12 protein-coding genes are annotated in these 13,257 nt (G+C 67.3%); 4 read left to right on the top strand and 8 right to left on the bottom strand.

All coding sequences use genetic code 11. The features are described 5' to 3' along the window. Positions 1-34 precede the first annotated feature (34 nt). Complete coding sequence (locus E0E18_RS02770; protein WP_130839279.1) at positions 35-1,084, bottom strand: PAC2 family protein; 1,050 nt, start codon at positions 1,082-1,084, stop codon at positions 35-37. 179 nt (positions 1,085-1,263) lie between these two features. Here E0E18_RS02770 and E0E18_RS02765 point away from each other — a divergent pair, with 179 nt between their 5' ends. Beyond that, complete coding sequence (locus E0E18_RS02765; protein ID WP_110481351.1) at positions 1,264-2,742, top strand: DUF4192 family protein; 1,479 nt, start codon at positions 1,264-1,266, stop codon at positions 2,740-2,742. On the opposite strand, the gene galE is transcribed toward E0E18_RS02765, so the two are convergent. The 6 genes from galE to E0E18_RS02735 all read right to left on the bottom strand — a co-directional run bounded on the left by galE (position 2,699) and on the right by E0E18_RS02735 (position 8,973). Continuing rightward, positions 2,699-3,697 (bottom strand): UDP-glucose 4-epimerase GalE, encoded by a 999-nt coding sequence (galE, locus tag E0E18_RS02760; protein WP_066582842.1) that lies wholly within the window; start codon positions 3,695-3,697, stop codon positions 2,699-2,701. The genes E0E18_RS02765 and galE overlap by 44 nt on opposite strands. Position 3,698: 1 nt before the next feature. Continuing rightward, complete coding sequence (locus E0E18_RS02755) at positions 3,699-4,391, bottom strand: iron-dependent transcriptional repressor DtxR (RefSeq protein WP_130839278.1); 693 nt, start codon at positions 4,389-4,391, stop codon at positions 3,699-3,701. Positions 4,392-4,663: 272 nt separating this feature from the next. After that, positions 4,664-5,704, bottom strand: coding sequence for a sigma-70 family RNA polymerase sigma factor (locus tag E0E18_RS02750; RefSeq protein ID WP_419866057.1), 1,041 nt, complete (start codon positions 5,702-5,704; stop codon positions 4,664-4,666). 469 nt (positions 5,705-6,173) lie between these two features. Beyond that, positions 6,174-6,647 carry a D-aminoacyl-tRNA deacylase gene (dtd, locus tag E0E18_RS02745; RefSeq protein WP_130839277.1) on the bottom strand — a complete coding sequence of 158 codons (474 nt, stop codon included), beginning with the start codon at positions 6,645-6,647 and terminating at the stop codon, positions 6,174-6,176. Beyond that, positions 6,644-8,380, bottom strand: coding sequence for a DUF7782 domain-containing protein (locus E0E18_RS02740; RefSeq protein ID WP_130839276.1), 1,737 nt, complete (start codon positions 8,378-8,380; stop codon positions 6,644-6,646). The genes dtd and E0E18_RS02740 overlap by 4 nt, the downstream gene beginning before the upstream one ends. Beyond that, the gene (locus E0E18_RS02735) at positions 8,377-8,973 is read right to left on the bottom strand and encodes a DUF3099 domain-containing protein (protein WP_130839275.1); all 597 of its coding nucleotides are present in this window, start codon (positions 8,971-8,973) and stop codon (positions 8,377-8,379) included. The genes E0E18_RS02740 and E0E18_RS02735 overlap by 4 nt, the downstream gene beginning before the upstream one ends. 70 nt (positions 8,974-9,043) lie before the next feature. On the opposite strand from E0E18_RS02735, the gene E0E18_RS02730 reads away from it, so the two are divergent. Genes E0E18_RS02730 through E0E18_RS02720 form a run of 3 tightly spaced genes read left to right on the top strand, consistent with a single transcriptional unit; the run spans position 9,044 to position 11,460 of the window. After that, complete coding sequence (locus E0E18_RS02730; RefSeq protein WP_066585605.1) at positions 9,044-9,286, top strand: DUF3039 domain-containing protein; 243 nt, start codon at positions 9,044-9,046, stop codon at positions 9,284-9,286. After that, positions 9,283-11,040: a DEAD/DEAH box helicase gene (locus E0E18_RS02725; protein ID WP_130839274.1), complete on the top strand. Its 1,758-nt coding sequence runs from the start codon at positions 9,283-9,285 to the stop codon at positions 11,038-11,040. Before E0E18_RS02730 ends, E0E18_RS02725 begins: the two co-directional genes overlap by 4 nt. A gap of 27 nt (positions 11,041-11,067) precedes the next feature. Continuing rightward, a complete protein-coding gene (locus tag E0E18_RS02720) occupies positions 11,068-11,460 on the top strand; it encodes a hypothetical protein (protein ID WP_066582835.1) in 393 nt (130 codons plus the stop codon). Positions 11,461-11,497: 37 nt separating this feature from the next. Here E0E18_RS02720 and E0E18_RS02715 read toward each other — a convergent pair whose 3' ends face one another. Beyond that, positions 11,498-13,138 carry an RNA polymerase sigma factor gene (locus tag E0E18_RS02715; RefSeq protein ID WP_130839273.1) on the bottom strand — a complete coding sequence of 547 codons (1,641 nt, stop codon included), beginning with the start codon at positions 13,136-13,138 and terminating at the stop codon, positions 11,498-11,500. Positions 13,139-13,257: the final 119 nt, after the last annotated feature.

Here is a 13,257-nt window from a genome sequence, read left to right as displayed (position 1 = left end):
CACACTCCGGCCCTTCCCCGACCGCCGACGTCTCTCAGGACCCGGAGCTGTCCCGCGGGCCGTCGCCTGCGTCGTCACCGTCGTCGCCGGAGGGCCTGTCGCCGTTGACGCCGTTGATGTCGGAGCCGTCGGCGTCCCCGTCTCCGGCTCCGTCCTCGTTTCCGTCACCGGCAATACCGGCGAGGAAACGTTCGGCCTCCGCGCCGATCTCGTCACCGGAGGGGACGTCCTGACCGGGGGCAAGGAGACTGTTCTCCCGGCGCCGGCGCAGCCGTGCCATCTCGTTGTCGTACTGACGTTCCAGCGCGGCGACCACCGTGGCGATCTCACCGGACTCCTCGACCTGCTCCGCGAGCTGGCCCCGGACCTTCTCCATGTCCGCCTGCAGTGACCGCAACGGCAGCTGGAGACCCGCGACCTGTTCGACGGTGTGCAGCAGTGCCCAGGCGGATTCCGGGTAGTCGGAGGCGGCGATGTAGTGGGGGACATGGGCGGTCAGGCCCACGGCGTCCACACCGGCACGGCCCAGGGACAGTTCGATCCTGAGCGCCGCGGACCCCGGTATGATCATCCGTGCCTCCCACTGCTGGAGTTCGGCGACCAGTGCAGGATCGGAGGCGTGGGCGGAAATGACCAGCGGGCGGGTGTGCGGGACCGTCATGGGTGCCGAGTAGAGGGCGACTGCACGGTTCACACCGAGGTGCGAGCTCAGTTCGGTGACCGCCCTGCTGAACGCGTTCCACCTCAGGTCCGGTTCAGGGCCTTCGAGGAGGAGGAAGGGTTCACCGGCGGAATCTTCGAGCCGGTGCAGGGTCAGCGACAGGTCCTCCGAGGAGGTCAGCCTGCTTCTGTCGATGGTGACACCGGGACGCCGCGAGCGGTAGTCGATCAGCTCGTCGACGTCGAAGGTCGCCACCTGCCTGTGCTCCAGCGCCTGCAGGAGATGCTGGGAGGCCTGGTAGACGCCCTGACCTGCGTCGGCGTAGCCCTGGAGGGCGATGATGAGCGGTACTCCGCCGGCAGCCTCGTCCCGGGCGCCGGGTGCGGGGTACTCAAGCTCGTACATGCGGTTGTTCTCGGACATTGTCCGCTGCTCCTTTCGCTCGGTTACCGTCGGCGGTCACCCGGCGGTTGTGCCGGTGATGGCCCGCCAAGCGTACCAACCTCAGTCCTCAGTCCACAGGAACCCGATTGTCCACAGGGCCCTGCGGGAATGCAGCGGCGCCGGAGAAAAGGGGCCTGTCGGTCGGGGATGATCGCCCCATGACCTACACATCTGACAACAGAAACGACGCGGATGCTATTCCACCTCGTCCGCCCGGCGCCGGTGGACGCCCCGCCAGGAACATCGACCTCGGGGGTGACAGCGGGGCACTGCTTGCCGCGGTACCCGGCATGCTGGGATTCCGGCCGGAGAACTCGATGATATTCCTGGGGCTGAGCCGACCACAGGGGGACGCCGGGGACACCCCGGAGCGTTGCGGGAGTTCATCGGAGGTGGGGCCGGTGATCCGGGCGGACCTCACTGAAGAATCGGTCCTGTCGGCGACCGTGGCCCTGGAACGTGCAAACCGGGGGCGGTCGGAGTGCGGGGTCGTCATCGCGGTCGTCGGTGGAGACGCCGGACCGCTCGTCGACGCTGCGGCGGAGAGGTTCAGGGAGGCGGGGATCCGGGTCGTCGCGGGGTTTGTCGCCACCGACCTGTGCGCGGGGGCACTGTGGTGGGAGATACCTCTCGACGGGGCCGGGAACGGGGCAGCCTGCTCGCCTGGACGGGGGGCAGGGGGAAGGCTCCCGGATCCGGCTGACAGCCCGACTGTCGGTGACGGCCGGTCCCGGGTTCCGGGACAACAGGAGTTCAACGAGCAGCTGGATACACGGGAGATTCCGGTGACACTGGTGGACAGACTCCCGGCCAGCTGGGTCGACGAACCCCGCTGGGAGGAGTTCCCGGCGGACACCTCCGGCTACCGTGACATCGCCGGTCTGTGTTCTCTTGTCGATGATCTCGGTGAGCTTCTCGAGCAACACTGCAGCGACCGGACGCCCAAAAGAGGTACGCACCGCGGGGCACAGCGGGGTCAGGGGCGGAAGCAGGCAGCCCCGGGGGCGGAAGCAGGCGGGACCGGGGCCGGGGTGACTGACCGGGAAAACCCGGGGGAGGCCGTGGCGGAACAGATCGGATGTGTCGTGAGCCTGCTGGAGACTGAGGGTGTCGCGACGTTCGTTGCCGCGGCATGTGACCGCGACGACATGTATCCGGTGTTCGCGGTTCTGGCGGCAGGGCCGCGCGGAGCGGCGGTGAGAACTCTCCTCACCGTCACCGCGGGACTTTCCCGGGGGCTGCTGCGACAGCGTGCGCTGGCTCTGCTCGCCGTCGCAGCGTGGTGCAGTTCGGGTGGAGTGCTGGCACACCGTGCGTCACACAGGGCGGTCGCCGAGATCACGGGCCGTTACCGCTACCGGTGGATGACCGGACGGGGCAGAGATCTGCGTCACGGTCTGAGGCGGGCTGAGCGGACCCTGGCGCTGGCGGGGCCGGTCATGGAGGCGGCGGAGAGGGGCGGTCCGTCCCCTGTGGTGTCCCAGATGCTGGACAGGGGTATCGAACTCGTTGACCGGGCAGCGTCCAGGTGCCCGGGAAGCGCGCTGGAGGAGCTGGCGGGTGTGCTCGATCGTGTCCTCGACCGTCAGGAGGTCAACGACGTGCGAAATGAGCTCGATCGCCGAGTGCGGAGGTGAACGCCCATGCGTCTGAGACGATCGTGGTGATATCGGATCTGGTGGGATTCCAGCCCAGTTCCGAGACTGCCCGGGCGGAGGAGGCGATCAGGGTCGCGGGGTCTCCGCCACGTCGCGGGGCAACCTCAGCAGGAATGGGACGGCCTGTCACTTCGCGGCACGTGTCGACGACCTGGCGGACGCTGAAGCCGTCACCGGACCCGAGATTGAAGATCCGGTGCACCCCGGGGATGTTCGAGGATGCAGCAAGAAGATGTGCATCTGCCAGGTCGCGGATGTGGATGTAGTCACGCACACAGGTGCCGTCAGCGGTGGGCCAGTCGTCGCCGAAAATCAGGATCTTGTCACGGGCACCGAGGGCCACCTGGAGCACCAGGGGAATCAGGTGGGTCTCCACGGCACGGTTCTCACCGACACTGCCGTAGGCCCCGGCAACATTGAAATAGCGCAGACTGGTGGCGCCCAGTCCGTAGGCGTTCGCGTACGAGGTGATGATGTTGTCGATCGTCAGCTTCGAGGCACCGTAGGGGTTCGTCGGAGCGGTGGGGGCATCCTCTGTGATGGGAACAGTCTCCGGCTCTCCGTAGCACGCCGCAGTCGAGGAGAAGACCAGGTTGTCCACCCCCGCCGCCCTCATCAGGTCGAGCAGACGCAACGTAGTGACGACATTGCCCGACCAGTACTTCGCGGGGGAGACCACCGATTCGCCGACGAGGGACTTCGCCGCGAAGTGGAAGACGGCGGCACAGTCGTCAGCAAGCACACCCGGCGCGGCGTCCAGGACGTCGCCCTCGATGAACTCCGCGGCAGGCGGTACAGCCTCACGGTTACCGGTCGACAGATCATCGACCACGGTCACCCGGTACCCTTTCTCCACCAGGACCGTGGCACAGACACTGCCGACATAGCCGGCGCCACCTGTGACAAGAACATGAGCTCCGCTGCTCAACGGCATGTCAGTTCAGGCCTTCCTCGACGATGACCCGGATAGCGTGACCGAGTTCGTCAGGGACCGTCACCGTACCCGCCTCCGAGGTGATGGACAGCCCGTCAGGGGTGTCCTGCACGGTCACGACAGATCCGGGACGGATACCGTACTGGCCGAGGCGGGTGATGATCTTGCGCTCGACCTGGACGATCTCGTTGAAACTCACGATCCGCACCGTGGTCGGGGTGCTCAGATCCAGATCAGAGGCGCGGTGAGAGTTCGGGGGATTCTGGACGGAAGCCGCCCCGATCTTCTCGAGCCCGGGAACAGGATTTCCGAACGGCGAGGTCTCGTGGTCGGAGAGGACGTTGAGCAGCTTCTTCTCCACCTCGTCGCCCATGACGTGCTCCCACCGGCACGCCTCCTCGTGCACGGACTCCCAGGGAAGTCCGATCACGTCGAGCAGCAGACGTTCTGCCAGGCGGTGCTTACGCATGACCGAAGTCGCATGGGCCCGGCCTTTCTCGGTCAACTTGAGGGAACGGTCGTCGGCGATCCAGAGCAGACCGTCACGCTCCATCCGGGCAACAGTCTGACTGACCGTCGGTCCGGACTGCTCCAGCCGCTCGGCGATGCGCGCACGCAGCGGCGGGATGCCCTCCTCCTCCAGTTCGAAGATGGTCCGGAGGTACATCTCAGTGGTATCGACGAGATCCTTCACTCGACAACGGCCTTTCTCTGATAGTCGTACTGACTAGAACTGGCGATCACCCATAAGGTACACGGTTCAGGGGCTTCACCGGCGTCACCGGTGCCGGGGAGGGACACCGCGGCGCAGAATTCCCCTGGTTTCCGTTGGCGTCCTTCCGTCAACGGAGACGCCACCGACGGGTGCACCGGTCCGGCACCGGCACCGGACAGGACGGAAATATGGTCGGGACCGGGCTTGCCGGAAGGTCCCTGCGTCAAAACTACACCGTGTCTCCGCAGTCGCTACACCGCGTACTCACGGAGCTTGTCCGCACGCTCGCCCTCCCGCAGTTTCGCCATGACCTCCCGCTCGATCTGGCGCACCCGCTCACGGGAAAGCCCGAAACTCCTGCCGATCTGGTCGAGGGTCCGCGGCATGCCGTCGTCGAGACCGTAGCGCAGCTTGATGACGTCCTGCTCCCTCTCCTCGAGAGTGTCGAGCACCGCGCGGACATCGGAGTGACGCAGGGACGCCACCACCGCAGCCTCAGCGTCGGTAGAGTCCGAGTCCTCGATGAAGTCGCCCAGGGGAGCCTCCTCATCGGAGCCGACGGGCATGTCGAGACTCACCGGGTCACGGGACTGGCGCAGAAGAGTCTCGATCTTCGACTCGTCGATGCCGGACTCCTCGGCCAGTTCCTCGTTCGTGGCCTCTCTGCCGAGATGCTGGTACATCTCACGCTTGATTCGGGAGAGCTTGTTGACCTGCTCGACAAGGTGGACGGGCAGGCGGATGGTGCGCGACTGGTCCGCCATGCCCCGGGTGATCGCCTGACGGATCCACCACGTCGCGTAGGTCGAGAACTTGTACCCCTTGGCGTAGTCGAACTTCTCCATGGCGCGGATCAGGCCCAGGTTGCCCTCCTGGATCAGGTCCAGCAGCGGCATCCCGCGGCCCGTGTAACGCTTGGCGAGCGAGACGACGAGGCGGAGGTTCGCCTCCAGCAGGTGCGTACGGGCGGCACGTCCCTCCCGGGCGAGGATCTTCAGGTCGCGCTTGCGTGCACGGGTGAGCTTCTCTCCGCTGTCGAGGAGGTGCTCGGCGTAGAGGCCCGCCTCGATGCGCTTGGACAGTTCGACCTCGTCCTCGGCGGTGAGCAGTGCAGTCTTGCCGATGCCGTTGAGGTAGACGCGGACGAGGTCGGCGGAGGGGTTGTCGTTGTTGCCACGTCGGCGACCCTTGTCCTGGGGTCGGGCGTCCTTCTCCTCCTCATCGGCTTCCTCGCTGTCGGCGTCCCTGTCATCGGTGTCTGCGGCGTCCACGACGGTGACGACCTCCACCACCCCGGGGTCCTCGGTGTCCTCGGCGCCCCCGGTGTCCGGGGTGCTCATGGAAGTCGCACCGTCACCGGCGGGAATGTCGTCGACGCTGCTGTCATCGAGTTCGTCGATCTCGTTGACGGAACCGGGTACCGGGTCATCGGTCCGGTCGGTCTCCAGGATGTCGTTGTCGGCCGTGGTGGCGGCGTTCGGGGTACTGCTGTTACTCATGCGGGTGACCTCCTGGGTTCGTTGTCCGAAGCACTCATTCCTCCAACGGCCTGTCGTCCCGAATTGTTCCCGGGCCCACATTACCGGTGCCGGGTGAGGCGGTCCGACCCGCCGGGACACGTCCCTGCTGCTGCGTGTCCGCCACCCGGTGTGGTCAGGCCTTATCCTGTGACCTGTGGTGCGGGCGGGACTCTCCGGGGCCGCGCCGGCCCGCAGACTGACCCATCCCCTGAACGGGGGTGGGGGTGGGGGAGAGTTCTGCTCAAGCCTCGACAACGACGGTAAAGGGGCCCTCGTTGACGGACTCGACGGACATCTCCGCGCCGAACCGGCCGGTGGCGACCCGGACACCGCGGGCCCGCAGCTCGGCCACGACGGTGTCGACGGCGACCTCCGCCTCGGCGGCCGGTGCGGCACCGGACCATGAAGGACGCCGTCCCTTCACCGTTGAACCGGCGAGGGTGAACTGGCTGACCACAAGGACCGCGGCGTCATTGTCCGTCACCGACACATTCCTCGGGTCGGACCAGGATCCTCCCCGGGGAGGCAGCAGGCGCAGCTCGGCGATCTTGCGGGCCACGGTCGACCACTTCTCCGAACCGTCACCACGCCCCACCCCGACAAGCGCCAGCAGGGCCCCGCGGAACTCGCCGTCGACCTCGGCGTCGACCTGCCCGACCGTTTCGCCGTCCACGGTCACCCGGGCGCTGGAGACCGTGCTCACCACAGCCCTCACCGTGTGCTCCCTCCGTCTGTGGCGTAACGGTCGTCGCTGTCGTCGCTGTCGTCGCTGTCGACCGGGTCGTCGAGCAGGTCAGCGGGCAGGAGGATGCCGTGTCTGACCAGGTCTACCGCGAGCGGGCACAGAGCGGAGGTGAACTCGTCCTCGTCCAACCCGTTGACCGCACAGTACAGTCCCGCCGTGTCGCCGAGACTCAGGCCGCGGGGATTGAGGCCGGCCACCACCGCGGACAGGGGCGCGTCAATCTCGTGGCTGAACCGTGGCCCGTCCGTACGGGTCAGGCGCAGTGCGACAGTGCGGAATCCCATGCCGGACGGGTCCGGGAGTTCCACTGTCTCCCTGGCGACGGTCGGACGTACCGCGTACCTGGCGGCGAGAACATCCCCGGCGTCCCTGTCGGACAGCCACGCCGACCGCCGGAACCATTCGGTGACCTCCCCGCCGAAGTAGCCGGGATCGGGGGTGGTGATCTCTTCGAATGTCACCTCGGTCGGTCCGTCGATTCTCTGCAGGTGCAGGTAGCCCATCCCGATTCGGGTGATCCCCCGGAGGTCGAACATATCCAGCCAGTCCAGGGTCCTCTGCCGGCCGGCCGGGGTACGAAGGTCCACGGACTCGTCGGTCAACCAGGTCCGGACGTAGGTCTCCGGATCGACCTCGTCGCGCTGGATGACCCAGGCGCGTATACCCTCGTCCGGAAGCCAGGACGCCACCCGTGACGCCGGCGACCGGTCGAACCCGGTGGCCCAGGCCCCGAGGAGGTGTGCGGTGCCACCGGGGCAGAGGTGCTCGGCGGCTCCCGAGGTGACCAGTCTGCTGGCCCCGTCGAGTTCCATCCCGGAGTCCCGGTAGATGTGTCCGACTGTCCCGTCTCCGATGACGAACGGAGGGTTGGAGACGATACGGTCGAACTTCTCGTCCCTGACGGGGTCGAACCAGCTTCCGGCACGCCAGTCGACAGGACTTCTTGCCCCGGTATGTGACCCGGAACGACTTTCAGGCTGTCCCGCGTCACGTCTCAGGACACTGCGTTCGGAGGCGCGTGCGAAGTCCAGTGCCCGTTCGTGGATGTCGGTGGCCACGACGGTGTCGGCCGGCAGGGTCAGTGCCAGCACCCCCGACCCGGTACCGAGGTCGAGAAGTTTCCCGGCACGGTCCGGCGGTACCTGGTTGAGCAGCGTCAGAGGGGCCCTGCCCACTCCTGGTACATGCTCGGGGCCGGGAATTCTGACGTCCAGGGAGGCGTCCGGGTCGGAGGCGATGAGGACGCCCGGATCCGGGGCGGATTCACTGTCGACCGGTCGGATGTCCACGGTGGGGACCAGGAGGGGGTCCGGGTGGCCTGCAGGGTCCGGGTCGGGCGCGGTGACCGGCTCCGCGGCGGAGAGGACGAGAACCCGGGCGGTGCAGAGCCGGTCGACGAGGTCTGCTCCCAGCACGGAGACGAGCCGGCTGTGGGGCACCGGCCGGCGGAGGAAGAACGCCTCGGTCAGCAGCGCCGCGCGTGACGGAACCTGGTCAGGGGTGGCCTGCGGGCCGCTGCCCGTCATCTGCCGGAGGCGGCGCAGCGCCGCTGCCGGGTTGCCCCGCAGCGCCTCACGCCACCCCACGGCGCCGAGGACCGAAAGGATGCTGTCTTTCCTGTAACCCAGAGCGGTCAGGGCTGCCACGAGGTCACCGAGAGCGGGATCGCCCGGGTCGGCGCACCAGGTTCGGGGATCGGTCATGCGTGGCGGTCCTCCAGGTGGTCGGTCGTTGTCCCCTCCGGGGCGGCGGATGCCGGTCCGGGGCCGGGCACTGTTTCGGGTGCTGTCTCGGGCACCGGTTCGGGTCCGTCTTTCCGGGGCGGGTCGTCGACGATGTCGATCACCGCGTGACCCCCGGTGTCACCGGAACCGGTGTGTCCGTCGGTGAGGCTCCGTCGGCCGGCCGTCCCGTTGTCGGTGAGTGCCTGCATCTGACGCGTCCGCTGCTCCCTGACGAGACCGGGCTTGTAGATCTTCGGCGTGCCTCTGGGCTCGGTGTCCCCCGGGTCATTGGCCAGCAGTACCGCGATCCACGGCAGCGGAAGTGAGATCACCGCCACGAACGCGGCCAGGACGGGGTTGTGGAGCCATCCGTAGATCGCCACGGCGGTGATGAACAGGGGTATACGCGCCAGCTGCAGTCCGGCGTACAGGTGCCGCCTGTGCCGCCAGTCTGCGAGTCTGGAACGTCTGGCGGAGGTGATCACCACCGTGTCTCCGGAGGTGTGATGCCGCCGCCGTTGCGCCCCTCCGCGCCCGGGACGGTGTCGGGCTTCCTGGTCCTCCTGTGGCATGGCGTCCACCGTAGTCCCCGGTGGGGCGGCCGGGTGGAAATGGGGCGGGGTGAGGGGCATTATTGACTCCGTGACTACTCCCGGAACATCAACGATTGAACGCCCCGACGTCCGGACGGACGAGAAGACCTCCGACGACACACCGAAGTTCTTCCACTACGTCAAGAAGGACCAGATCGTGGATTCCGCGGTGAACGGCCGGATGGTCGTCGCGCTGTGCGGGGAGACTTTTCCGGTGACCAAGCAGGCCAAGCCAGGGTCTCCGGTGTGCCCGGACTGTGAGCGTATCTACCAGGGGCTCCGTAAGAAGTGACCTCAGTCTCGTCAGGGGCCCCGACGGTCCTTCCCGGGGGTCTGCGCGCCTGGCAGCGGGAGGCCCTGCAGAAGTACCTGGACACCGCGCCCCGGGACTTCCTCGCTGTGGCGACTCCCGGTGCGGGCAAGACGACCTTCGCCCTGACGTTGGCGCGGATCCTTCTGGACCGTCACGACGTCGAACGGGTCGTGATCGTCGTGCCCACCGAACACCTGAAGTCGCAGTGGGCCGCCTCAGCGGCCAGGCTCGGCATCGCGGTAGACCCCGACTTCACGAACTCGTCGCCGGTCAACCCGGCCTACGACGGTGTCGCGGTCACCTATGCCCAGGTGGGCATGAAGCCGACGAAGCACTACCAGGTCGCCACTGCACGAAAGACCCTGGTCATCCTCGACGAGATCCACCACGCCGGGGACGCGAAAAGCTGGGGTGAGGGAGTCCGTTTCGCCTATGACCAGGCAGCACGTCGTCTCGCCCTGACCGGTACCCCTTTCCGGTCCGACGACTCGCCCATCCCGTTCATCCTCTACCGGGAGATCGACGGCGCCCTCGTCTCCCAGGCCGACTACACCTACGGCTACTCCGAGGCACTTCGTGACGGTGTGGTCCGTCCGGTGGTCTTCCTCGCCTACTCGGGGAACACCAGGTGGCGTGACTCCGCAGGTGAGGAGTACGAGGCGCGGCTGGGGGAGCCGCTGAACGCCGAGCAGACGGCGAGGGCGTGGAAGACAGCGCTGGACCCGAGGGGGGAGTGGATCCCTGCTGTCCTTGCGGGGGCGCACACCCGGCTGCTCCAGCTGCGCCGGTCCATCCCGGACGCCGGTGGTCTGGTCATCGCCTCGGACACGACCACCGCGAGGGCGTACGCCTCGATCCTGGAGCGTGTCAGCGGTTCCCCGGTGACCGTCGTACTCTCGGACGAGGCCGGGGCAGGGGACCGCATCCGGCAGTTCTCGGACAGTACGGACCTGTGGATGGTGGCCGTGCGCATGGTGTCCGAGGGGGTGGACGTTCCCCGGCTGGCGGTCGGTGTGTACGCGACCTCGGCGTCCACGCCCCTGTTCTTCGCCCAGGCGGTGGGCCGCTTCGTGCGTTCGCGGCGCAGGGGTGAGTCCGCCAGCGTGTTCCTCCCCAGTGTCCCGGTCCTGCTGGATCTGGCGTCGAACATGGAGCGGCAGCGCAACCATGTGCTCGGTCAGCCCGACCGGCCGAATGAGGGCTGGGACGATGAACTGCTCGTCCAGGCCAACCGCGAGGAGAATGAACCTGACGAGCAGAAGAGCTACGAGTCCATCGGGGCGGAGGCGGAGCTCGACAGCCTCATCTTCGAAGGGTCGAGCTACGGTACCGCCACGCTGGCAGGATCGGCGGAGGAGCAGGACTACCTGGGGCTTCCGGGGTTGCTCGACGCCGACCAGATGAAGACTCTCCTGCGGGCGCGCCAGTCCGAACAGCTCGACGCCAGGGCCCGGGAGGACGCCGCGCGCAGGGAACGCGAGGCCCGGCAGGGCGGGGGAGAGGCTTCGGGGGCGGACGCCCACCGGGGCAGAGTCGAAGGCAGAGTCGCCAGCGAGGAGCTGCCTGCACTACGCAAGAAACTCAACTCCCTTGTCGCCGCGAAGTCGGCGCGGACAGGTCGTCCCCACGGTGCGATCCACAATGACGTCCGCCGGAACTGCGGCGGCCCCCCGACGGCTCTGTGCACGGCCCAGCAGCTGCGCGACCGCATCGCCTACCTGCGCGACTGGTGACCTTCACCGGTCCGCTAGTCTGGGGGCATGCCCGCGTCTGACAGTGCCGGCCGCCGCCGGAGGAACAGTCCCGTCGAACCGGTCCGTCCCCCGCAGCGGCCCCTCCGGCAGCCCCCGCAGCGGCAGAGCCGTCTGGGGCTGGTGGCGCTGGTTCTCGCGGTGATGTCACTGCCTGCGGCATTGATGCCGGTACTGGGTGTGGTGATCGCCGTTGTGGTGCTGCTCGTCGGCCTGGTGGCCCTGGTCAGGGCGGTGCGCGTGGAGGACATCAGCTGGACCTATCCGGCGATTGCGGTGGTCGTTGCGGTGCTCGCGCTCGGAGCCTCCACCATGGTGACGAATGCCGCCCAGGACCGTATCCGCGACTGCGGGGCGACGACGGCGGAGCAGGCGGAGAACTGCCTTCGCGACAACAGCTGAAGGTCAGGCTGACCGCCGGGGGCGGGCACGGTGACCGTCAGTCGAGGTAGTCGCGCAGTACCTGGGACCGGGAGGGGTGACGCAGCTTGGACATGGTCTTCGACTCGATCTGGCGGATACGCTCCCGTGTCACGCCGTAGACCTGACCGATCTCGTCGAGGGTCCGCGGCATGCCGTCGGTCAGCCCGAAGCGAAGTTTCACGACCCCGGCCTCTCTGTCGGACAGGGTGTGAAGGACATCCTGCAGCTGGTCCTGGAGCAGGGTGAAACTCACTGCGTCGACCGCCACGACGGCCTCCGAGTCTTCGATGAAGTCGCCGAGCTGGCTGTCGCCCTCGTCACCAATGGTCTGGTCGAGTGAGATCGGCTCGCGGGCGTACTGCTGGATCTCCAGCACCTTGTCCTCGGTGATGTCCATCTCCTTGGCAAGTTCCTCGGGAGTGGGCTCGCGTCCGAGGTCCTGGAGAAGCTCACGCTGGATCCTGCCGAGCTTGTTGATGACCTCCACCATGTGGACCGGAATCCTGATCGTGCGGGCCTGGTCCGCCATTGCGCGGGTGATGGCCTGACGGATCCACCAGGTCGCGTAGGTGGAGAACTTGTAGCCCTTGGTGTAGTCGAACTTCTCCACCGCGCGGATCAGCCCGAGGTTGCCTTCCTGAATCAGGTCCAGGAACGCCATGCCGCGTCCGGTGTAGCGCTTGGCGAGCGAGACGACGAGGCGGAGGTTCGCCTCGAGCAGGTGGTTCTTCGCCTTCCTGCCGTCACGGTCGATCTCCCGCAGGTCCCGTCGCTGCATCGGGGAAATCTTCTCACCGCTCTCCTTGAGCTGCTCCATCTTGTAGCAGGCGTAGAGACCCGCTTCGATACGTTTGGCCAGTGACACCTCCTGCTCGGCGTTGAGCAGTGCGACCTTGCCGATCTGCTTCAGGTAGGCGCGGACCGAGTCCGCCGATGCGGTGAGCTCGGCGTCCTTGCGGGCCTGTCGCAGGGCGGCGGACTCGTCCTCGTCCCAGACGAAGCTGCCGTCGTCGGCGGCCTTGGCGTCCGGATCGTCGTCGGTGTCGTCGTCCCCGGCGACAGTGGTGTCCCCGTCAACGTCCTCGTCAACGTCGATGTCGTCGACCGTGAGATCGTCATCCTCGATGTCGTCAGCGAGATCCTCGTCGTCGATGTCGGTGATGTCCTCGATGTCGTCGAAGTCACTGTCAGGGGAGTCGGTGGCGTTGATCTTCTCCTCGGTAATGTCCCCGGGTGCCCCGGCATTCTCCGCCGCCGCCGCAGACTTCCCGGCGGTGGATTTTGCGACTGCTGTTTTCTTGGCGGCGGTCTTCCTGGCCGTCGTCTTCTTCGCCGCTGTCTTCTTGGCGGCGGTCTTCCTGGCCGTCGTCTTCTTCGCGGCTGTTTTCTTGGCCGCTGTCTTCCTGGTGGTGGTCTTCTTCGGGGCGGTTCCCGCGGCCGCAGAAGTTCCGGCAGCTTCCCCGGTGGAGTCCGTGGACTCCGTGGCGGAATGAGCGGCCGCAGGTGCCGGGTGTACGGCTGCCGGCGCGGCTGCCCTGCGGGTCCCGGTCCGGGCGGCCTTTCTCGCCGCCGTCTTCTTCGCGACCTTGCGTACCGGGGCACGGTCCGGTGAGGAACCGCTGTCGGAGCCGGGGGTGGGGGAGGTGTTGACCGCCACGGAAGACCTTTCTTACGGGGACGGGGACAGGAAACTGACGAGGTTACAGGGGGTTGCGTGCACGGCCGGGACCACAGGGGGAACCCGCGGCCCTGCTGAAACCGCGATCGACCCCCTAT

Source organism: Corynebacterium neomassiliense (assembly GCF_900626215.1).
Taxonomy (GTDB): domain Bacteria; phylum Actinomycetota; class Actinomycetes; order Mycobacteriales; family Mycobacteriaceae; genus Corynebacterium; species Corynebacterium neomassiliense.
This window is presented reverse-complemented; position numbering and strand designations above follow the sequence as displayed.